Origin of the sequence: Herbaspirillum camelliae, assembly GCF_001929405.1 — a bacterium.
Taxonomy (GTDB): domain Bacteria; phylum Pseudomonadota; class Gammaproteobacteria; order Burkholderiales; family Burkholderiaceae_D; genus Herbaspirillum; species Herbaspirillum seropedicae.
The window spans coordinates 2,189,583-2,211,096 of record NZ_KV880769.1; the positions used below are offsets into that span (position 1 = coordinate 2,189,583).

General features: G+C 63.3%; 19 protein-coding genes. 10 read left to right on the forward strand and 9 right to left on the reverse strand.

The annotated features are described in order from the left end of the window. Window positions 1-72 precede the first annotated feature (72 nt). Genes BGK68_RS09800 through BGK68_RS09810 form a run of 3 tightly spaced genes read left to right on the forward strand, consistent with a single transcriptional unit; the run spans window position 73 to window position 3,877 of the window. On the forward strand, window positions 73-1,638 hold the full coding sequence (locus tag BGK68_RS09800; RefSeq protein ID WP_075256946.1) for a sugar ABC transporter ATP-binding protein: 1,566 nt from the start codon (window positions 73-75) through the stop codon (window positions 1,636-1,638). After that, window positions 1,631-2,665, forward strand: a complete 1,035-nt coding sequence (locus tag BGK68_RS09805; RefSeq protein ID WP_143433005.1) for an ABC transporter permease subunit — start codon at window positions 1,631-1,633, stop codon at window positions 2,663-2,665. The genes BGK68_RS09800 and BGK68_RS09805 overlap by 8 nt, the downstream gene beginning before the upstream one ends. 21 nt (window positions 2,666-2,686) lie before the next feature. Then, window positions 2,687-3,877, forward strand: a complete 1,191-nt coding sequence (locus tag BGK68_RS09810) for an AGE family epimerase/isomerase (protein ID WP_075256947.1) — start codon at window positions 2,687-2,689, stop codon at window positions 3,875-3,877. A gap of 29 nt (window positions 3,878-3,906) precedes the next feature. Here BGK68_RS09810 and BGK68_RS09815 read toward each other — a convergent pair whose 3' ends face one another. The 9 genes from BGK68_RS09815 to tssJ all read right to left on the reverse strand — a co-directional run bounded on the left by BGK68_RS09815 (window position 3,907) and on the right by tssJ (window position 14,344). Continuing rightward, a complete protein-coding gene (locus BGK68_RS09815; RefSeq protein WP_075256948.1) occupies window positions 3,907-4,752 on the reverse strand; it encodes a TIGR02285 family protein in 846 nt (281 codons plus the stop codon). Window positions 4,753-4,782: 30 nt separating this feature from the next. Continuing rightward, window positions 4,783-6,183: a GGDEF domain-containing protein gene (locus BGK68_RS09820; RefSeq protein WP_075256949.1), complete on the reverse strand. Its 1,401-nt coding sequence runs from the start codon at window positions 6,181-6,183 to the stop codon at window positions 4,783-4,785. 4 nt (window positions 6,184-6,187) lie between these two features. Next, on the reverse strand, window positions 6,188-7,687 hold the full coding sequence (locus tag BGK68_RS09825) for an FAD-binding oxidoreductase (protein ID WP_075256950.1): 1,500 nt from the start codon (window positions 7,685-7,687) through the stop codon (window positions 6,188-6,190). A gap of 130 nt (window positions 7,688-7,817) precedes the next feature. Continuing rightward, a complete protein-coding gene (locus BGK68_RS09830) occupies window positions 7,818-8,021 on the reverse strand; it encodes a hypothetical protein (protein WP_075256951.1) in 204 nt (67 codons plus the stop codon). Between the two features lie 21 nt (window positions 8,022-8,042). Further along, window positions 8,043-8,477: a hypothetical protein gene (locus tag BGK68_RS09835; protein ID WP_075256952.1), complete on the reverse strand. Its 435-nt coding sequence runs from the start codon at window positions 8,475-8,477 to the stop codon at window positions 8,043-8,045. Between the two features lie 98 nt (window positions 8,478-8,575). Further along, complete coding sequence (locus tag BGK68_RS09840) at window positions 8,576-11,440, reverse strand: type VI secretion system Vgr family protein (RefSeq protein ID WP_075256953.1); 2,865 nt, start codon at window positions 11,438-11,440, stop codon at window positions 8,576-8,578. Window positions 11,441-11,477: 37 nt separating this feature from the next. Next, window positions 11,478-12,263 (reverse strand): type IVB secretion system protein IcmH/DotU, encoded by a 786-nt coding sequence (icmH, locus tag BGK68_RS09845; protein ID WP_171941712.1) that lies wholly within the window; start codon window positions 12,261-12,263, stop codon window positions 11,478-11,480. 2 nt (window positions 12,264-12,265) lie between these two features. Next, window positions 12,266-13,612 (reverse strand): type VI secretion system baseplate subunit TssK, encoded by a 1,347-nt coding sequence (tssK, locus tag BGK68_RS09850; RefSeq protein WP_075256954.1) that lies wholly within the window; start codon window positions 13,610-13,612, stop codon window positions 12,266-12,268. Between the two features lie 93 nt (window positions 13,613-13,705). Further along, complete coding sequence (gene tssJ / locus BGK68_RS09855; RefSeq protein ID WP_216665912.1) at window positions 13,706-14,344, reverse strand: type VI secretion system lipoprotein TssJ; 639 nt, start codon at window positions 14,342-14,344, stop codon at window positions 13,706-13,708. A 406-nt stretch (window positions 14,345-14,750) separates the two neighbouring features. On the opposite strand from tssJ, the gene BGK68_RS09860 reads away from it, so the two are divergent. The 7 genes from BGK68_RS09860 (at window position 14,751) to tssG (ending at window position 21,513) form a co-directional block, all read left to right on the forward strand. Next, window positions 14,751-15,383, forward strand: coding sequence for an outer membrane protein assembly factor BamD (locus BGK68_RS09860; protein WP_075256955.1), 633 nt, complete (start codon window positions 14,751-14,753; stop codon window positions 15,381-15,383). 84 nt (window positions 15,384-15,467) lie between these two features. Further along, entirely contained in the window at window positions 15,468-15,968 is a 501-nt protein-coding gene (gene tssB / locus BGK68_RS09865) for a type VI secretion system contractile sheath small subunit (protein ID WP_013232777.1), read from the forward strand. 11 nt (window positions 15,969-15,979) lie between these two features. Further along, window positions 15,980-17,467 (forward strand): type VI secretion system contractile sheath large subunit, encoded by a 1,488-nt coding sequence (tssC, locus tag BGK68_RS09870; RefSeq protein ID WP_013232778.1) that lies wholly within the window; start codon window positions 15,980-15,982, stop codon window positions 17,465-17,467. A 32-nt stretch (window positions 17,468-17,499) separates the two neighbouring features. Then, a complete protein-coding gene (locus BGK68_RS09875) occupies window positions 17,500-17,991 on the forward strand; it encodes an Hcp family type VI secretion system effector (protein ID WP_013232779.1) in 492 nt (163 codons plus the stop codon). Window positions 17,992-18,133: 142 nt separating this feature from the next. Then, window positions 18,134-18,622 carry a type VI secretion system baseplate subunit TssE gene (gene tssE / locus BGK68_RS09880; RefSeq protein WP_075256956.1) on the forward strand — a complete coding sequence of 163 codons (489 nt, stop codon included), beginning with the start codon at window positions 18,134-18,136 and terminating at the stop codon, window positions 18,620-18,622. Then, window positions 18,623-20,467, forward strand: coding sequence for a type VI secretion system baseplate subunit TssF (gene tssF / locus BGK68_RS09885; RefSeq protein ID WP_075256957.1), 1,845 nt, complete (start codon window positions 18,623-18,625; stop codon window positions 20,465-20,467). Then, the gene (tssG, locus tag BGK68_RS09890; protein ID WP_075256958.1) at window positions 20,431-21,513 is read left to right on the forward strand and encodes a type VI secretion system baseplate subunit TssG; all 1,083 of its coding nucleotides are present in this window, start codon (window positions 20,431-20,433) and stop codon (window positions 21,511-21,513) included. The genes tssF and tssG overlap by 37 nt, the downstream gene beginning before the upstream one ends. Window position 21,514: the final 1 nt, after the last annotated feature.

Genomic DNA, 21,514 nt, shown 5'->3' on the forward strand with positions numbered 1-21,514 from the left:
GTGAACCACGCCGGCCGCCTGAACTACGCGAACCATGCGCAAGGCGGCTTCCCGGACCTTACTCCTGTTGATATGACCCAGACTCCCTTGCTCCAGATGCGCGGCATCCGCAAGTCCTTTGGCGCCACGCTGGCGCTGTCGGACATGCACCTGACCATCCGCCCCGGCGAGATCCACGCCCTCATGGGTGAGAATGGCGCCGGCAAGAGCACGCTCATGAAGGTGCTCTCGGGCGTGCATGCGCCCGACCAGGGCGAGATCCTGCTTGATGGGCGGCCCGTGGCCCTACGCGACCCGGGTGCCAGCCGCGCCGCCGGCATCAACCTCATCTATCAGGAACTGGCGGTGGCGCCCAACATCAGCGTGGCCGCCAATGTCTTCATGGGCAGCGAGCTACGCACCCGCGTGGGCCTGATCGACCACGCCGCCATGCGCAGCCGTACCGACGCCGTGCTGCGCCAGCTGGGCGCGAGCTTCCGGGCCAGCGACCTGGCTGGCCGGCTCTCCATTGCCGAGCAGCAGCAGGTCGAGATCGCCCGGGCGCTGGTGCACCGCAGCCGCATCGTCATCATGGACGAGCCCACCGCCGCCCTCTCCGAACGCGAGACCGAGCAGCTCTTCAATGTCGTGCGCCGCCTGCGCGACGAAGGTCTGGCCATCATCTACATCAGCCACCGCATGGCCGAGGTGTATGCGCTGGCGGACCGGGTGACGGTGCTGCGCGATGGCAGTTTCGTCGGTGAACTGGCGCGAGATGAAATCGACTCGGAACGCATCGTGCAGATGATGGTGGGACGCTCCCTCAGCGAGTTCTACCAGCACCAGCGCATCGCCCCCGCCGACGCGGCGCAATTGCCCACGGTCATGCAGGTGCGCGCGCTGGCCGGCGGCAAGATCCGGCCCGCCTCCTTCGACGTGCGCGCCGGTGAAGTGCTGGGCTTTGCCGGCCTGGTCGGCGCCGGTCGTACCGAACTGGCGCGCCTGCTCTTTGGCGCCGATCCCCGGTCGGGCGGCGAGATCCTGCTTGATGGCCGCCCCGTGCATATCGACCAGCCGCGTGCGGCCATGCGGGCCGGCATCGCCTACGTTCCCGAAGACCGCAAGGGCCAGGGCTTGTTCCTGCAGATGGCCGTCGCTGCCAATGCGACCATGAACGTGGCCTCGCGCCACACCCGCCTGGGCCTGGTGCGTAGTCGTTCGCTGGGCGGCGTGGCGCGCGCGGCGATCCAGCGCCTCAACGTCAAGGTCGCCCATCCCGAGACCCCGGTGGGCAAGCTCTCCGGCGGCAACCAGCAAAAGGTCTTGCTGGCGCGCTGGCTGGAGATCGCCCCCAAGGTGCTGATCCTCGACGAGCCCACGCGGGGTGTGGATATCTATGCCAAGAGCGAGATCTATCAACTTGTCCACAAGCTGGCCAGCCAGGGCGTGGCGGTGGTGGTCATCTCCAGCGAACTGCCGGAGGTGATCGGCATCTGCGACCGCGTGCTGGTCATGCGCGAAGGCATGATCACCGGCGAACTCGCCGGCGCGGCCATCACCCAGGAAAACATCATGCGCCTGGCCACCGACACCGATGTCCCGCGCACCGCGCCGGCCTCCCACTCTTCTCCTACTCCCCTGGCTCCCTCTCATGGCTGATACCAAGATGACGCACACCAACGATGCCGTCCTGCCCGGCGCCCGCCGGCCTTCTTCCACCACCGCGCAATGGCTGCTGCACCGGCTGGGCATGCTGCCGGTGCTGGTGGTGCTGTACCTGTTGTTCTATGCGCTCACGCTCTACCTCAGCGGCGACGGCACCTCCAATTTCGCCAGTGCCGAAAACACCATGAACATCCTGCGCCAGGTCGCCATCAACCTGGTGCTGGCCGCCGGCATGACCTTCGTCATCCTCACCGCCGGCATCGACCTCTCGGTGGGCTCGGTGCTGGCCGTCTCGGCCGTGCTGGGCATGCAGGTCTCGCTGAGCGCCGCACCGGGTTGGGCGATTCCGATGTTCGTCTTCTCCGGCCTGGTCATGGGCATGGTCAACGGGGCCATGGTGGCCTTCCTCAACATCAATGCCTTCGTGGTCACGCTGGGCACGATGACGGCGTTTCGCGGCGCGGCCTACCTGCTGGCCGACGGCACCACCGTGCTCAACAATGACATCCCCAGTTTCGAATGGATAGGCAATGGCGACTTCCTGCACGTGCCCTGGCTGATCTGGGTGGCCGTGGCGGTGGTGCTGCTGTCCTGGGTGATCCTGCGCAAGACCGTGCTGGGCATGCACATCTACGCCATCGGCGGCAACCTGCAGGCAGCGCGCCTGACGGGTATTCGCGTGGGCCTGGTGCTGCTGTTCGTCTATTCGATCAGCGGCCTCTTCTCGGGCCTGGCCGGGGCCATGTCGGCCAGCCGCCTGTATGGCGCCAACGGCAACTGGGGCAGCGGCTATGAGCTCGACGCCATCGCCGCCGTCGTGCTGGGCGGTACCAGCCTGATGGGCGGCGTGGGGACCATCTGGGGCACCGTGGTGGGGGCGCTGATCATCGGGGTGATGAACAACGGCCTGACCATCCTCGGCCTGTCCTCCTTCTGGCAGTACGTGGCCAAGGGCGCGGTGATCGTGCTGGCCGTGATCCTCGACAAATGGCGTCAGAAGGACGCCGCCCAATCTGCCTGATTCGCCTGATAAGGAAGCACCATGCCACAGCCTGATTTCGAAAGCCGCCGTTTCCTGCATGCCCACGTGGCCGATACCCTGGCCTTCTACGACCGTCACGCCATCGATCCGCTGGGCGGCTTCTTCCACTATCTCAAGGACAATGGCCGCGTCTACAACGCCGGCCATCGGCACCTGGTCAGCGCCACCCGGCTGGTCTTCACGCAGGCCATGGCCTACACCCACTCTGGCCAGGCGCGCTACCTGCGGCAGGCGCGCCGCGCGTGGGATGAGCTGGCGCGCTTTCGCCATGCCAGCGGGCCGCTGCAGGGACTCTATGCCTGGACCCTGCAGGACGAGCGCATCGATGACGCCACTGTGATGGCCTATGGCCAGGCCTTCGTGCTGCTGGCCTGCGCCCATGCGCATCGCATCGGCCTGTGCGGCGAGGATGCGGTGGCCGACGCCTTCGACCGCATGGAGACGGCCTTCTTTGAACCAGCCCATAACGCCTATGCCGATGAGATCACGCCGGCGGGCGAACTGATCGGCTATCGCGGCCAGAACGCCAACATGCACATGTGCGAAGCCTGCCTGGCCGCCTATGAAGTCACCGGCCAGCGCCGCTACCTGGAGCGCGCCCTGGCCCTGATCGAGCGCTTCGTCTTCGACCTGGCGCGGCATACGCAAGGCCTGGTGTGGGAGCACTATCACCAGGACTGGACGCCCGACCTCGACTACAACAAGGGCAAGCGCAGCAACATCTTCAAGCCCTGGGGCTTCCAGACCGGGCACCAGACCGAATGGGCCAAGCTGCTGCTCATCGCCCACGGCCACGCGCCCAATGCGGCCTTCCTGCCGCGCGCGATCGAACTGCACCAGGCGGCCTGGACCTGCGGCTGGGATGCCATCCACGGCGGCCTGATCTACGGCTTCGGCCTCGATCTGGAACCCTATGACAAGGACAAGTATTTCTGGGTGCAGGCCGAATCCTTCGCCAGCGCCTGGCGGCTGTGGCGCGCCACCGGCGAGCCGGTGTTCCGCGACCAGTACCGCATGCTGTGGGCCTGGAGCTGGCAGCACATGGTCGATCATCAGCACGGTGCGTGGTTCCGCATCCTCGCCGCCGATGGCAGCAAGCTGGAAGACACCAAGTCCCCCGCCGGCAAGGTGGACTATCACACCATGGGCGCCTGCTGGGATGTGCTGGCCGTGGGCGGCCTGACCGGATAGAGACAACAGCCCCGGCGCGGCCCGGAGGCTCAGGGCGTCTTCAGGAAGACCTTGTCGTAGAGCCTGCGGATCTCGGCCGTCGATTCCGGGTCATGCCAGCGTTCCACCATGGCGCGGTAGCCCGGCGTAGGGCGCTGGGCCAGCAGCACCTGGTTGACGTGCTCGATCACCTGCCGCCCCCATTCATTCCTGGGACACATCACCCGGTTGAACACGACCTCGTCCGCTTCCTCGGTGCGGACGGCGGCCAGCTCATCGGCGTGGCCGAGCAGACGGGCCTGGTAGAAGGCCAGCAAGGGCAGCTCGATCATGTAGTCGATGCGCCCGGCCAGCAGCATGCTGATGGCCTCGATCTGTTCGGAATAGTTTTCCCGCGCCGGATACTCGGCCAGCAGCCGGTCTACCGTCGGGCTGTAGGAGCGGTCGCGCATCACCGACGTCACCAACTGGCGATTCTGCAACAGGCTCTTCAAGGATTGCGGATGGTTGAACTGCGCCAGCCGGTCGCGCCGCACGATCACGCGCAAGGGCAGGAAGATCGAGGTCGGCAGCGAGAAGTAGGCATAGGCCTCCCGCTCGCTGGTGCGCAGCGCACCGATATAGCACCAGTGGCTGCCTTTGCGGATCTCGCTGATCACGCGCGGGAAGGGCGCGGCCAGGTCCACGTGCTGATATTGCGGCAGGTGCGAGGTGACCACCCCCAGCGTCAGATCGAAAATGCCCCGCCCCGCCCATTCCCCTTCACGGATCATGTAGGGCGGCACATGGTGCCGGCCCCAGATGATCTGGTTGTCCGGCTCACTGGCCCGCCCCGCAGGCGGTAGTGTCAGCAGCGGGAGGCAGGTGAGCAGAAGCAGGAGCAGGCGGGACCACATGGTTGGCTTTCAGGGCAGGTCAGTGCAGGATCAATGCGATACGGTCAGTTCGGTGGCCAGCACGACGCGGTTGCGTCCTTCCATCTTGGCGCGGTAGAGCGCCGCGTCGACGGCCTGCAGCAGCCCGTCCAGGCTGGCCCCGGGCTGGCCCGGGTTGCAGCTGGCCACGCCCGCGCTGATGGTGATGCGGCCCATGGCCGAGCCCGCGTGCGCAATGGCCAGCGCATGCACGGCGTCGCACATGCGGCGCAGCATGTCGGCGCCAGCCTGGCCATCGGTATCGGCGGCGATGATGGCGAACTCTTCACCGCCATACCGCGCCACCGTATCGCCCACGCGCGCGACGGACTGCTTGAGGGTCTGCGCTACCTGGCGCAGCACCGCATCGCCGGCCAGGTGGCCGTAGTGGTCATTGTAGGGCTTGAACCAGTCCACATCGATGAAGGCCAGCATCAGCGGCGTGCCGTGCCGCATGCTGCGCCGCCACTCCTGTTCCAGCGTTTCATCGAAGCTGCGGCGGTTGGCAATGCCGGTGAGACCATCGGTGAGGCTCAGCGAGCGCAGCTGTTCATTGGCCTGCGCCAGGTCGCGCGTGCGCTCGGCGATGCGCAGTTCCAGCGATCGGTTGAGCGCCGACAGGGATTGTTTTTCCTGTTCCAGTTCCTTGTAGAGCGCGTGGTTGTGGATGGTGTGGCGATGCAGCTTGGTCAGCATGAGATTGATGGCGTCGGCCAGGAAGTGCAGCTCGTGGCGACGCCGTCCCGGCAGGTGGATGCTGCGCGGCGTTTCCATCTGGTTCAGGTCCAGCTCGCGCACGAAGTCGGCCAGCCGCGTGATGGGCTGGCCCAGCCAGCGGCGGAACACGTACAGGAAGATGAACCACAGCACCAGCGTCTTGATGACCGAATTGATCAGGATCAGCGTGAAGCCGTAAGCCACCTTGCCGATCACCACATGGCGGCTGGAATAGACCGTCCAGCTGCCGATGTCGTGCACGACCCCATGCTCATCGCGATAGAGGATGGGAAAGCGGTGGCTGGTGGCCGCATTGAGAAAGCCGGTCCGCACCGCGCTCTGGCTGCCGTCTTCTTCGATATGCACCTGCGCTCCGTGGCTGTCGATGATATTGCCCAGCGCCATCACCAGCCGTCCTTGAGGATCCTCGATCTTCACCCCTGTGACCACCGGCAGGTTGCTGATGCCGGCCAGGGTTGCCTTCTGCACGTCGCCCTGGAAGCGCCACGTGGAGCTGGCCAGGCTCGCACCGAAGGTACGGTCCATGGCCAGCAGTTCATTGTCCACGCTGGAGCGGGCATGCCGGTATTCCGCCCCAAGCTGTACGCAGGTCACCACCAGCGTAACCAGGAAGTAACTCCCGAAGATGATGCGCAGCAGATGAACCGCCAGGGAGTTCTTGGAAAGCAGATTCATCGTCTCAGGCGCGGGGGATGCTCTGCTCGAAGCTGAACAGGTTGGACGGATCGTACTGCCGCTTGACGTGCTTGAGACGCTCCAGGTTGCTGCCGTAATAGGCCCTCGCCCAGTTCGGCAGTTCGCGACTGGGGAAGTTGACGTAGGACTGCGGCAGCATGTAGGGCTGCATCGCCGCGAAGTATTCCGTGAGCCATTCCTGCTGGCGGCGCACCACGTCGGGCTTGTCGATGGGCGCCCAGGCGCATTCCATCTCGAAGATGTAGTTGGCGTTGCGATGCACGTAGGCCGTGGCGTCCGCAGCCACGTCGCGCACCTTGCCGCCGATGGCGAAGAGGATGCCCATGTTCTCCGGCAGGAGCGACCCGCCCGGCCACTTCATCATGTAGCGCAGCATGGTTTCCAGCGCCTGCGGCGGCAGCGCCTCGGCCACGTAGGAAGAGCGCAGGTCGTACATGCCATTGGGATCATCGGTGATGAGATAGTCGCGCGCCTGCCAGTAGCGCATCTGGCGGATGTCGCTCTGCAGCGGCTTGACCAGTTTCAGCGCCGGCGCCAGCGCCTCCAGCGCCTTGTCCTTCGACCCGAAGAATTGCCCCAGCGTGGTCACCTGCAATTGTTCGCGGCGCGGGAAGGGGCCCGGTGCGTCGGGGTAGGCCTTGGTGCGGGTAGAGATCTGGGTGGCGTGGTTGCTCTGGATTTCCTGCAGCAGGGTCAGCAGTTCGATCTGCTTCTGGCCGGGCCAGACGATGTTGAAGATGGTCACGTCATCCTTGACCTCATGCAGCTCGAAGCTGAAGGCGGTATTGATGCCGAAGTTGCCGCCGCCGCCGCCACGCAGCGCCCAGAACAGATCGCGATGCGGCCCCTGGGCGTCGGCGCTGACCTGCTGGCCGCTGGCCAGCACGATATCGGTCTGCACCAGGCTGTCGCAGGTCAGGCCCGCATGGGTGGCGGAGAAGCCCCAGCCGCCCCCCAGCACCAGCCCGCTCGCGCCCACGGTGGGGCAGCGTCCCGAAGGGATGGCGAAGTCGGTGCCGCTGAAGGTATTGGCCATGTCCTGGTTGCTGGCGCCGGCGAGGATGTAGCCGCGATTCTTGGCCAGGTCGTACCAGACCTTGTTCATGGCCTTGACATCGATGAGCAGGCCGGTCGTGGTGGAGAAGCCCGCATAGTTGTGGCCACCGGAGCGCACCGCGAACTTCTCGCGATGGTCGGCCGCCCAGCGCAGGCAGAGCTGCACATCGTGGGCATCGGCGCACATGGCCACCGCGCGCGGAAGGATGTCGGCATAGCGCGCATTGTTAGGCGCCGCCGCCATGGCGTAACCCATTTCGCCCGGCAGGATCAGCCGGCCATGCAGGCTGTTGCGCAGGGCGCGCAGGTTCTTGGGCGTATGCAGCGCCGGCGCCGCCTGGACCACCCCCGGCACGCTGGCCGCATAGAGCAGCGCCGCCCCAGTCTGAAGGAATTTGCGCCGTGGCAATGCCTTGGTATCTTCCATTCGTTTCCCCGCTGAAATTGTTTTTTCTGTGGCCCCGCCAGGATTGACGAAGCTCGTGAATTCTAACAGCGGCTACCCCATGGGAAGACAGGGCAATTACGTATTGTGATGTTTTATGAGTTTATGTTTGTTACGTTGGATTGTTGTGCAACAGTTTATGCACAGGTGCATTGTCGCGCGTTGCAGGGGCAGCGGCCCAGGTCTTGGCAGGCAGCAGCTTGAACCACTCCATCGCAAATTCCGCGTTCTCGCTGGCCGCCGTGGAAGTGGGTCCTAGCCTGTTCGCGTGCATGCGATCTGCCACATGACGGCCAGCATACTTGATGGTCAGCACGGATCTTCTTGTAGGACAGTATCATTTCCCGTCCGTGAATTCAGACAGGACTTCCTTAATTTCATCCTTGGAAAGATAGCCGGAATTGATGATCGCGTGGAGGTCATCTTTAGTGAGGGGATGATGCCTGAGTAGTTTGAGGAGTGCGTCCTGACTGAACGCAGTTGCCTCTACCGGATCGATCATGGTGGGATCCTGCAGGGTCTCCAGTTCCAATGGCATCCGATCAATGTTGACGTAGATCTTGTAGCGGGAAAATCCTTCGGGGAAGGAGGTGTCGTAATAAAGGCTTGTGCCGATTGGCAGCATGCCGTTGGACGCCTGTTCGGTACTGAGCTGCAAAGGTGTGGTGAGGCGGTGAATCTTTGTTATGCTGGATTTCCAGGCAAGATAGCCATAAAAAAACAAACTCGCTATAACGGTACCAGCAAAGAAAAAAAGTATCTTGCTTTTCATTTTCCTGATCCGTAAGCATCAATCCGTATGGCTTTAGCGAGATGCCCTCATTCTCCGAGGCTCCGATGCAACTTCCTCTTTCACCTTGGTTTGTCCGCTCAAGATTTGGCCGGCACGACCTTGAACCACTCCATGGCGAACTCCACGTTCTCGCTGGCTTCCGTGCTAACGCGCTCGCTCATGCCGTCCTTGGCGGTGGTCGCCAGCTGGTCTCCGGCTGAACTCTTGATCCGATAAGGGATGTCAGAGAGTGGAGTCCCATTGGGGTCCTTCACCACGAAGGCTTCGTCGAAGAGCTTGTACTTGGTGTCTGGCAGCGCCATCAGATCCGGAGAGACGCTCGCTCCCCCCGGAAACGCATGCGTCGCCCCCTTCACCGAAAACGTCCCCGGACAAGCAAACGTAATATTCCCGCCCTCCAGCGTCACCGAAGCCTGTCCTGCCTGCAACACGATCTTCTGACGCGCCTTGATCTCGATGCTGTCGTTGACGCTGGTAACAGTCACATCCTTGTCCGCCAGGATCTCCAGGGCGTCCGTATGGGCCTGCAGCGAAACCGGTCCATTGGCGGCGAAGGCCTGGATGCCGCCATCATGGCTGTAGAAGCTGGCCGCTTTGCCGGCGGCGGCGCTGGCCGTGTCGGCGGCGCTCCAGTGGACGTCGCCCTGGGTGGTCCATTGCAGGTTCTCTGCGGCATACAGCAAGGTGGAGGCGTTACTGGTCCAGTTGATGTTGGAGGGGGAATCCATCAGCACGGCAGCCTTGGCGAATTTTTCCACCGGCTGCGCGGCGTCGGTATTGCGTGTGCTGCCGTCGGACTTGAGCGCGTCCTGGCCATTCACGCTGGCCGGATGCTTGCCCTGATCACTGGGATCGATCAGCGCCAGGAAATCGGTCTTGGCCTGCAGCGCCTGGGTGCTGCTGAGGGCTTGCTGCTGCGTGGCCGAGTCGCTCATCGTCTGGGCCAGCGACTTCGCGCCCTTGAGCTGCGCAATGGCGCCAGCCGCATCCATCTGCGTGCCAGTTACGCTGGCGCCGTTGAGTGGGCGCGCGGTAGTGGAGAGCAGCAGGCCTTCGCCGCCGCGTACCACGCCCCAGGCATCGCTGCGCAATTCGAAACCCTGGCCCCGGTAGCTGCCGCGCTGGGCGCCGGTATCGGCCTGTTCCACCAGGTGCCCCAGGTTCAACTGTGACTTGGCCGTGCTGGAGGCAAGGCGCATGCGCAACTGCGACTGGGTATCGTCCACCACCCACTGGTTGAATCCGCTGCCGTCATGGGCGGTACTATGCCAACCGGAGATGGTGCCGGCATGGTTGACGCCGGAATCGGCGCCGGCCGGGAAGGGCGGCGCGTCGCTGCCATTGTAGAGCTGGGCCACGACCACCGGACGATCGATATCGCCTTCGATGAAATCGACCAGCACCTCGCTGCCTACGCGCGGGATGAACTGGCTGCCCCAGTTGGGGCCGGACTGCGCCTCGGCCACGCGGATCCAGGTGCCGGAACTGTCGTTGCCGTTGGCGTTGCCATCCTTGTCGTCGAGATTGCCGGTATCGCTGAGCCCGCCCGGATTGGGCGACTTGCCGCGCTGCCAGTGGAATTGCACCTTCACGCGGTGGTTGCGGTCGGTCGTGACGGCCGCATCGGCCGCGCCCGTGACCAATGCCGTCTGCGTGCCTCGCGCGGTCGGCTTGAGGCGCTCGGCGATGGCCGCCGGGACCATCGGCACACTGTCGCGGATGGCCGTGAAGCTGTTGCGGTAGGTGCCGGCCTGAAGGCCGTCATCGCTGGCGGCGGTAGCGCTGCCGCCAAAGAGCGTGCCCGCCGTCGGCGCGAGGATGCGGGTGATGTTGGCGCTGACATTGTTGCGCGCCGCATGGCGCACGCTCACGACCTTGAAGGCGTTCTCACCCTCGGGATAGCGCTCGTGCTGCAGCAGCGTGAAGCGCGCTCCCGCTGCCAGTTGGCGCGCAGCGCCAGCGCCCTCGAAGCGCTTGTTCTGCATCTCCAGCGCCTGCAGCATCAGCTGGGCATGGGCGGCGGCAGCGTCCTGGTCGGCGAAGTCCTGCTGCCCGGTGCCGTCGTAGACCGGCAGGGAAGGCAGTTCTCCGGCCTCCAGGGTCGAGCCTTCCTCATGCGAGGGAGAAGAGAGCTTTTCCGGATGCCAGCTGGCCAGCGCCACGCCATTGGGGCGCACGCTGCGCACGGCGGCAAAGTCGGTGATGGCGTCGCTGGCTTCCATGGCCGCCACCCGATGGAAACGGATGTGCTCATCACCACCGGGCAGTGCCGGCGCCTTGGCGTTGCGGTCGAAGATCACCAGCTTGTGGCGCGCATGCGGCTGCGACTGGTCGTGCTGCTGCGGGGCGTCGTCCTGTTCGTGCTCGAAGCGGAAGTTCAGGCCTTCGGAGGCCAGGATGCGGCGCAGGAAGGCGTAGTCAGTCTCGCGATACTGCGTGCAGATGTCGCGCTTGGCCAGCGTCTGCGTCACGTCCAGCGAGAAATTGGCCTGCGGGTATTCCTTGAGCACGGCTGCTGCAATATCGGTGACCGTCATGTCCTGGAACAGGAAGCTGTCATGGCGGCGATCCAGGAAGGCCAGGAAGGATTCCAGGCGCAGCCGGTAGCGCGCCAGCCCGCCATCGGCGCCCAGCCACGAGGCCTGGGTGCAGTAACCATGCCAGGCGCGCGTGCCGCCATCGGCCTGCAACAGCCGCAGGCTGATCTCGGCGCCGATGAACTGTTTCAGGTCGAGGTCGGTGGAGATGGACAGCGCATCGATGTCGAAGCGGAAGTTGTCATTGACGCTTTCCTCGCCCTCGAAGCGTTCCACCGCCAGCGTCTCGGGCAGGCCTGCGGACTGCGCCGTGGTCATGGTGATGAGGCGGGCGTTCTGCGACAGGCCGGTACCAAACAATTCAGTGACGGCGGCGGTGAGCGAATCGGGCAGTGGCAGGTTCATTGCGATGGACGTCGTCGGTTACGCTCCCTGCATGGGATCAGGGCAGGGTGATGGTCAGGTTGGCGGTGCGCGGGGCCAGCTTGACGATGTCGGTATAGCCGGCCAGGCCGTTCTCGGTGCCGCTGGTGAGCATCCAGTTCAAGCCCAGGTAGGCAAACAATGCGATGAGGGCGAACAGCGAGCCCACCGCCCACAGCGGCACATCGTTGCGCAGCTTGTTGACGATGGCGTCGGGGCGCGCCCAATGCGGTGCGAAACCGGCGCTCTTGCCTTTCATGTGGGCGATTTCATCGCCCAGGCGGGCGGTGAGGTAGCCGAGCTTTTCCGGACCCTCCAGCGCGTACTTGCCCTGGAAACCCAGCAGCAGGCACATGTGGAACACTTCCAGCGCCTGCACGTGGGCATTGCCGCGCACCCGCAGGTCTTCCAGCTGCTTGAAGAAATTCTCGCCGGCCAGCTGGTCGCCGAACATGGTCAGCTGCAGCGGACGACGTTCCCAGGCATCGCGGATGGTGAAGTTGGAGCGCAGGATGATTTCATCCACCGAGGCGCAGAACGCATACTTGGCGGCGTAGACATCTTCAGGCGACACATCCAGCTTCTTGGCGTTGCGCTCCACGTCGCCGAGGAATTTCTGCATCTTGATGGCGAAGGAGGCCTCATCCAGCGGTGCGTTGCCATTCCTGAGCATGAACAGGGCATAGAAACCGTCATACATCAGGTCCAGCAGCGAATTGGCCTTCACCGGCGCGCTGGCCGAGGTCGGCGATGGAGAGGAGGACGGGAAGCTGTCCTGGTCGAGCAGGGAGGGAGCCGAGGTCATGTTCATTGGGTCACCGCCAACAGTTCAAGTTTCAGATCCCGGATACCCGCCGGGACATAGATGCAGATCGATTGCGCCTGCAACATGCGCTCGTACATGGCGCCCTTGTTCTCCAGCGCGAAGTAGTAGGTATCCGGCCGCACCGGCAGCGCCGCAGGCACTTGCGGCGAGTGCACCAGCTTCACGCCCGGCAGCGCGGCCAGCACGAACTTCTCGACATCGTCCGGCGCGCCGATCTTGAAGCGCAGCGGCACCACATCGACCAGTTCGATGGCCGGCAGGTCGGCGTTGACGGCCAGGTAGAAATTGGTCTTCTCGTCGATCTTGCCCGAGTCCAGCATGCCCAGGTGATAGGAGGGCTTGGACTCGTGGAGGGCGATGGCGAAGTAGCGCGAGGAAATCACCGTGTCGAGCAATTCGCGGATGATGCCATCCAGGCGCACGAAGGCCGGGCCTGGGTCCTGGTGATCGTAGGCCGGCAGGTCGGCCAGCGCGACGCTGCGCGAGAAGGTCATCAGCGAGCCGCCCAGGGTCAGCAACTGTTCGTAGAGACGTTCCGGGTGCAGCAAGGGATTGTGGAGGTAATGCGACAGGCTGGCGTAGGCCGTGCTGGCGGTGTGCAGCAGCCAGAACGAGGTGATGTCGCCGGAACGGAATTCCACCACGCTCTTGCTGGGCTCGCGGTGATGGCCGTAGAGCGCGCTGACCTTGGCCTGCAGCGCATCCATCAGACGGCGCAGGCGCAGCAGCAACAGCGGCGCGGCATGCACCGACAGGCTGGGCGGCACGAAGTTGGGATCCATCTCGAAGCCCGAGGAATTGGAACGACGCAGGCGCACGATGGGGATGCACACCAGCGAGTCGCGCGGTTCGTTTTCCGAGACCAGGCGCACCGCCTTCTTCAGGTAGCTCATCTCAGCCTTGGCGGCCTCGGTGAACAGATCGGGGGTCTCGCTATTGTCCAGCAGGTAACGATTGGACTGGTTGCCGCCAGCGGCCTGGGCGAAATTGCTGCCGAAGCTCTTCATTGCCGGCAGCGCCGCATAGAAGGTGACCGACTGCTGCGTCAGGGCGATCTCGCCCAGCTCGATGGGATCGGGCAGGTCGTCGCCATCGGGCGCCTTGTAGATCTCGCCATCCTGGAAGATCAGCGACAGCTCCAGGATGCGCAGGGTATTGTTGTTCAGTGCATCGCGGTCCACCTGCAGGGCCGATACGCCCCAGCAATAGGGATGCAGGGCCGAGGCGGTCTGGCGCAGCCGGGTCTCGTGATAGAGGTCTTGGCGCTGGAAGTGCTGCGGCCGCAGGAACAGGCCTTCTCCCCACAGGACTTTATTGGAATGATTCACTTGTATTGCCCCATTTGACGTGATGATGTTGTTATTGCTGTCATGTCCATCTTTCTGCTATTGCCCTTGCCTGCCCATCGACACCGCCACGGATCAGCTTGACGGGCACTGCACGGGCGCGAGCATCAGGTTCTTTTCCAGCGGCTGGCCCTGGGCGTCGATGGCGGCGGCGCCTGCCCCGACGGTGACTGAACAGGACTGCAAGCCGACGGTGATGCCGCTCTTTTCGCTCTCGTCCGCCTTGAAAGCCAGGCGCCAGCGTTGCTGGGCGGGGTTGACATACAGCGCCACCACGCCAACGTAACCGGCTTCGTAACTGACTTTCTCGACCGCTTCGTAACGCTGGCCGGGCACCAGTGTAACTTCCTTGACCTCCAGAAGATCGGCCCCGAGCAGTTCCTTTTCCTTCTGCGGACTTAGAAACGTCTCATATGACGCCTGCTGGAAACTAATGTTCTGCTTGAGCTTATAAATTTTTACGACCAGGGCCAGCGGCCGCTTCTGCGCATCCAGGTTGAGCGCCTTGGAGGCGTGCAGCTTGATGAAGACCGAGCGGGGCTGCTTCATCGAATCCGGTACTTCGGGCGCATCGGGCTTCTTCAGGCCCAGCGCCTCCATTGTCGATTTGGCAACCTGCCCTACGGCAGAGGCTGCGCCGACGGCGGCGCAGCCGGAAAGGGAAAAAATAACAGTCCCGATGGCCAGGCTGTTAGTAATCGATGGTCTTTTCAACTCTGCCCCGTGCGTTTTATTTGTGTAAGCGGGAGGTGCCTGATGCACTCGATTTAGAAAGTTTTTACATATTGCGGAACTGGCCCGCTACTGTTCTGTCTATGCGATACGTTTGAGCAACATTAAGTTCAACTTACGAAAAACAATTAACTTAAAAAACTTAAAACTTAATTAATTAGTTGGTTACCAGCCTCATCAACCGGCTGGTCGCGATTGGAGCGCGGGATGGATAAAAAGTGCATTTTTTTCGCACAGATTTTCGCGCAAAGCTCGCTCAGGGAATTCATTGAAGTCTGAATAGTTCGAATAGTAAGCGTTCGGAGATGTCCGGGTGCTGCATGGATCGTTTGCGCGCCCCGCGCGCAGATGTTTTTTCTTGTCGAAAAACAAAAAGGAGTAATCCCGCATGCGCATTAACAAAATAAAAACAGGCCTGGTCATCCCGGCATTACTGCTGGCCGTCCTCAGCGGCTGCGCCAATACCTCATCCAAGCCCGGCCCGGAAGACGAGGCCAAGAACACCCTCGAAAGCGGCGTGGCCAAGGCCAATGCCGCACAGACCGAAGGCAAGACCGATGAAGCCGTTTCGGTGCTGAAGGTGGTGGCCGCCCGTTTCCCTGCTGACAAGACGCCGTGGGTGCGCATTGCCCAGATCCGCTTCGACAGCGGCGACTACAGCGACGCCATCGTCAACGCCCAGGAAGCCCTCAAGCGTGACCCGACCGACAAGGTGGCCAACAGCATCGTGACCGTGGCCAGCCTGCGCCTGGCGACCAAGGCGCTGGGCGATCTGCGCACCCAGAACGCCCTGAACGGTTCTGTCAAGACCGAAGCCCAGGACCTGACCAAGATCCTGCGCGAAAGCCTGGGCGAAGCCGCCCTGGTGCCGCCGCCGGCCAAGCCCCCGGTGGCCAAGCGTGGCCGCGTGCTACGCAAGGCCGCGCCCCAGCCGGTCGCCCCTGACAACGACGACGCTGGCAGCAGCAGTGCGCCCAGCAGCGGCGGCAGCGGCCCCAATCCCTTCGGCAACCTGAAGTGAAGCAGTGCGGGCGGGAGCGTGCTCCCGCCTCCAGAAAGGCCTCATCGCGGTGGGGCGTCCTAATTCCTTAGCAGCGGAGCAGTCATGGCAAAAAGAGAAAGCATCCAGAAGAAACTCCAGAAGGTCCGTCCCCCGCGTGTGCAGATGACCTATGACGTCGAGATCGGCGACGCGATCGAGAAGAAGGAACTGGCCTTCGTCACCGGCGTGGTCGGTGATTTCGGCGGCAATTCGGAAGTGCCGCAGCCGCGCCTGAAGGATCGAAAGTTCGTCAATGTCGATCCCGACAATTTCGATGAGGTCATGAAGGCCATCGAACCACGCGCCGTCTATCGCGTGCCCAACGAACTTTCCGACAAGGGCGGGGAATTCGCGGTGGAACTGAAGTTCCGCTCGATGGAGGATTTCCGTCCCGAGGCGGTGGTGCAACAGGTCGAACCGCTGCGCAAGCTGCTCGAAGCCCGCACCAAGCTGGCCGACCTGCGCAACAAGATCGCCGGCAATGACAAGCTGGAAGACATCCTCAACGATGTACTCAACAGTACCGAAAAGCTCGCCGAGCTGCGTCAGCAAACCAACAAGTAAAAGAGAACGCCATGTCCGCTCAACTCCATTCCGAAACGGCCGCTGCCCCCGCAGCGGCCAGCGCCAGCCTGCTGGACGATATCGTCGAACAGAGCAAGGTCGCCAAGTCCGCCTCTGAACATGACCGTGCCAAGGACCTCATCACCGAACTGGTGAACCAGGTCATGGAGGGGACGGTGGTGGTCTCCAGCAATCTCTCGGCGACGCTGGATGCCCGTATTGCAGAGCTGGACAAGTTGATCTCCAGCCAGGTCAGCGCCATCATGCACGCGCCGGAATTCCAGAAGCTGGAAGGCAGCTGGACCGGCCTGAACTACCTGGTGCGCAACACCACGGTGGGCGAGAACCAGAAGATCAAGATCCTCAACGCCACCAAGAAGGAACTGGTCAAGGACTTCAACTCCGCACTGGAATTCGACCAGAGCGCCATGTTCAAGAAGGTCTACGAAGAAGAATTCGGCACCTTCGGTGGCGCTCCCTTCGGCGTGCTGCTGGGCGATTTCGAGATCACCCGCCAGCCCGAGGACATGTATTTCATCGAGCAGATGTCGCGCATTGCCGCGGCCTCGCACGCACCCTTCGTCACGGCCGCCTCGCCCGAACTGTTCGGCCTGGAGTCCTATGCCGACCTGGGCAAGCCGCGCGATCTGTCCAAGGTCTTCGATACGGTGGAATACGCCAAGTGGAAGTCCTTCCGTGAATCCGAGGATTCCCGCTATGTCGGCCTGACCCTGCCGCGCTTCCTGGGCCGCCTGCCGTTCAATCCCAAGGACGGCACCACCGTCGAGGGCTTCAATTTCGTCGAGGACGTCGACGGCAGCGACCATTCCAAGTACCTCTGGTGCAACGCCGCCTACGCCTTCGGCACCAAGCTGACCAAGGCCTTCGAAGACTTCGGCTGGTGCGCGGCGATTCGCGGCGTGGAAGGCGGCGGCCTGGTGGAAGACCTGCCGACCCACACCTTCAAGACCGACGAGGGCGAAGTGGCGCTGAAGTGCCCCACCGAAATCGCCATCACCGACCGCCGTGAAAAGGAGCTCTCCGACCTGGGCTTCATCTCGCTGGTGCATTGCAAGAACACCGACTACGCCGCCTTCTTCGGCGCGCAGTCCGCGCAGAAGCCGAAGAAGTACAACACCGATTCGGCCAATGCCAATGCAGTCCTGTCGTCCCAGCTGCAATACATCTTCGCCGTCTCGCGCATCGCGCATTACATGAAATCGATGATGCGCGACAAGATCGGCAGCTTTGCCGCTGCCTCGAACGTGGAAGATTTCCTCAATCGCTGGATCTCCCAATACGTGCTGCTGGATGACAATGCCACGCAGGAAGCCAAGGCGCAGTTCCCGCTGCGCGAGGCTTCGGTACAGGTGTCGGAAGTGCCGGGACGGCCGGGTGTGTATCGCGCCGTGTCGTTCCTGCGTCCGCATTTTCAGCTGGATGAACTGTCTGTGTCGCTGCGCCTGGTGGCGGAGCTGCCGCAGGCCGGCAAGTCCTGATTTTTCCCTCCCTCACACTTACAGGATAAGTTATGGCAATTGACGTCTACCTCCAAATCGACGGTATCAAGGGCGAATCGACCGATGATCTGCACAAGGACTGGATCGAGTGCAAGACCGTCGACTGGGAAGTCCTGCAGCCGAAGTCGGCTACGGCCTCCACCGGCGGCGGTCACACCGCCGAGCGTTGCGAGCACAAGGATATCGTCTTCACCAAGGTCGCTGACCTGGCCTCTCCGCTGCTGCTGCAGAACTCGTCCTCGGGCAAGACCATTCCCAAGGCCAAGTTCGAATTCATGCGCGCCGACGGCAAGGGCGAGCGCGTGCGCTACTTCGAGATCGAACTGACCAACGTGATGATCAGCAGCGTCAAGCCCAGCATCGAGTCCGGCGAGATCCTCAACGAAACCGTCGGCCTGAAGTACTCCACCGTCAAGTGGAAGTACACCCAGCAGAAGAAGGATGGCGGCACCGCCGGCAACACCTCGGGCGGCTGGGACCTGTCGACCAACAAGGTCATCTGATCCCTGGCTGTACCTGCGTGCGCAGCCGTCCTGGGCGGCGGCGCACGCGCTGTTGCAAGAGACCCGCGGCGGCATCAGCGCCAGCGGGTCTTGCTTGTTCCCGGCTGAATAATTCGAACACCTTAAACGTCGGATAAGGCATATGAAAGGCTTTGCTCCCAGCCTCTTTGACAGGCTCATGCACGAGAGCGACCGGGTGTCGCCCAATACCGTGGTCAGCCGCCTGTCGATCGAAGAACTCAAGGACGCCGTGGCCCGCGATCTGGAGGCCATGCTCAATACGCGCGCCGTGGTCCCGGAGCAGCTGTTCCGGCATTTCCCCGAATGCGGCAAATCCATCGTGGCCTATGGTCTGAACGACTTCGCCGGCATGAGCCTGGCCAGCCTCGATGACCGCACCGCCATCTGTCGCTCGCTGGAAGAGGCGATCGCCCGCCACGAGCCGCGCCTGCGCAATGTGCGCGCCTCGCTGGAGGTGCAGGAAGGCAGCATCAACCGTCTCAATTTCGCCATCAGCGCCTTGCTGGTCGTCAATGCGGCCCGCGAGGCGGTCAGCTTCGACGCCGTGCTGCAGCCTTCCAGCCTGCAGTATTCGATCAGCAAGGGGCGCGCCACGCGCATAGGAGTCTAAGTGCAAGAGCTGCTTCCCTACTATGAACGCGAACTGAGCTTCCTGCGGCGCTACTCGCGGGAGTTTTCCGAACGCTATCCCAAGATCGCCGGCAGCCTGCTGATGTCCGGCGAGGTCTGCGAAGATCCGCACATCGAGCGCATGATCCAGTCCTATGCACTGCTCAATGCGCGCGTCTCCAAGCGGCTCGACGACGATTATCCGGAATTCACCGAAGCCCTCTTCGAGGTGCTCTATCCGCACTACCTGCGGCCTTTCCCATCCTGCTCGATTGCGCGCATGGATTACGCCGCCTCGGCCGCCCAGTTGACCACCGCCAGCGTGATCCCGCGCGGCACTGCGCTGACCACGCGCCAGGTCAAGGGCGTGGCGTGCAAGTTCCAGACCGCCTACGACGTCACCGTAGCGCCGATCCGCCTCTCGCACGCCACCTTCGCCCCCATCATCGAAGCCCCCGAGGCAGTCACGCTGCCGACCTCGGTGAGCTCGTCGCTGTCCATCGTCATCGACACCACCTCCGAACAGCTCACGCTGGCGCAACTGGGCCTGTCCTCGCTGCGCGTGTTCATCGATGGCGAGGCCTCGTTCTGCGCAGCCTTGCGTGACAGCCTGTTCATGCGCAGCGTCGCAGCCTGGGTGGAACTGCCCAACAGTGGTCGCTGGACCGCCTTGCGCAAGGTACCGCTGGCCGAGGTGGGTTTTGCCGAAGACGATGCGCTGATCGATTTCCCCGCGCGTTCGCACCCGGCCTATCGGCTGCTGACCGAATATTTCAGCTTCCCCGAGAAATTCAATTTCTTTGACCTGGACCTGGCCGCCATCCTGGCCGTGCTGCCCACCGGCACGCGCAAGTTCACGCTGCACCTGGGCCTGTCGGGCCTGCGCGCCGATTCCCACGTAGCCCGCCAATTGGGCGGCGTGAGCGCGGCCAATCTGCTGTTGGGCTGCACCCCGGTCATCAACCTGTTCCGCCAGCGCGGTGACCCGATCCGCCTGACCCATGCCGGCGCCTCCTATCCGGTGGTGCCGGACGCCCGTCGCGCCTTCGGCTATGAGGTCTATTCCATCGATTCGGTGCAACTGGTGCGGCAGACCCCGCAGGGCGAATCGGTGACCCAGTTCCGTCCCTTCTACTCGCTGCGCCATGGGCAGTCGCCGGAAAAGGAAGGGCACTACTGGGCCATGCGCCGCGACGAGCTGGTGGCCTTGAAGAGCCCCGGCTACGAGACCGAGATCTCCATCGTCGATATCGATTTCGATCCCGCCGAGGTGGAGACCGATACGCTATCCATCGAACTGACCTGCACCAACCGCGACCTGCCGGCCTCGCTCACCTATGGCCTGCCCGGCGGCGATCTGCAGATGGAAGGCGGCGGACTAGTGCGTTCGGCCGCGCTGCTGCGCAAGCCCACGCTGCCGGCGCGCTTTGAGCGCGGGCGCGGTGCGCACTGGCGGCTGATCTCGCATCTGTCGCTGAACCATCTCTCGCTCATGCGCGGCGGGCTGGAAGCCTTCCAGGAGATGCTCACCCTCTACGACCTGTCCAATTCACCCATCTCGCAGCGCCAGATCGGCGCCATCGTGTCCATCGACCACAAGGCCAGCACCGCCTGGCTCCCTGGCAATCCCTTTGCCAGCCTGGTGCGGGGCATCGAGGTCAAGCTCACTGTCGATGAAGAGGGTTTCGTCGGTAGCGGACTGCACGCCTTTGCCGGCGTGATCGACCGCTTCCTGGGTCTGTACGTGCACGCCAACAGCTTTACGCAATTACGCGTGTTATCCAAACGCACCGCAGAGGAACTGCTGATATGCAAGCCACGCAGCGGCGATTTGAACCTAGCGTGATCGAGCGGCTCTTCGCCGCTCCTCATCGCTTCCAGTTTTTCCAGGCCGTGCGCATGATCGAACTCTGGTTCAAGCGCAATGGCGTGGCGCCCGAGCGCGCGGTGTGCGACTTCCTGCGTTTCGCCAATCGCACCGCGCTGGGTTTTCCTGCCAGCGAGATCGAGGCCATCGACGCCGTCGCCAGCAGCGACGATACCTCGGTGGCCGGCATGGCGCAGTCGCTGCGCGAAGGCAAGATGAAATACGTGCGCCTGACGCCCACCTTCATGGGATTCCTGGGCGGCAACGGCGCGCTGCCCGCGCACTACACCGAGCGCATCGCCCGCCACCAGATCGAGCACCGCGACGAAGGTCCGCGCGCCTTCCTGGATGTGTTCTCCACGCGTTCGCTGGCCTTGTTCTACCAGGCCTGGAGCAAGTACCGCCTGGCCTTCCAGTACGAGATGGGACGCCGCGACAAATTCCTGCCGCTGCTGCTGTCGCTGTCGGGCATCGGTTTTCGCTCGCTGCGGGAACGCCTGCTGGAAGTCGATGGCCGCGGTGTGCGCGATGAATCCATCGCCCATTTCGCCGCCGCACTGAGCCACCGGCCCGCCTCCGCACCTTACATGCAGCAGGTATTGAGCGAGTATTTCTCGATACCGCTGACCATCGAGCAATTCGTCGGCCAATGGTACGACGTACCGCGCGAGCACCAGACCATGCTGGGATCGACCAACTCGGCGCTGGGCACCGCCATGGCCGGCCAGCGCGTCTGGCAGCGCGACCTGCGCATGCGCCTGCGCCTGGGGCCGCTGGCCTTGCCGGACTTCGAGCAGTTCCTGCCGGGCGCACGCGCATCGCAGGCGCTCTCGCGCATGCTGGGCATATTCACCGGCCCCACGCTGGAGTACGAGATCCAGCTGATCTTGCGCGCCGAAGACGTACGCGGACTGGGACTGTCACCGGACCGTACCGGCGGCCGCCTGGGCTGGGACAGCTTCGTGGCCACCGCACCGCAACAGCAGGACCGGGCCGATATCTGCTATCAGCTCGCCGTGCACTGAC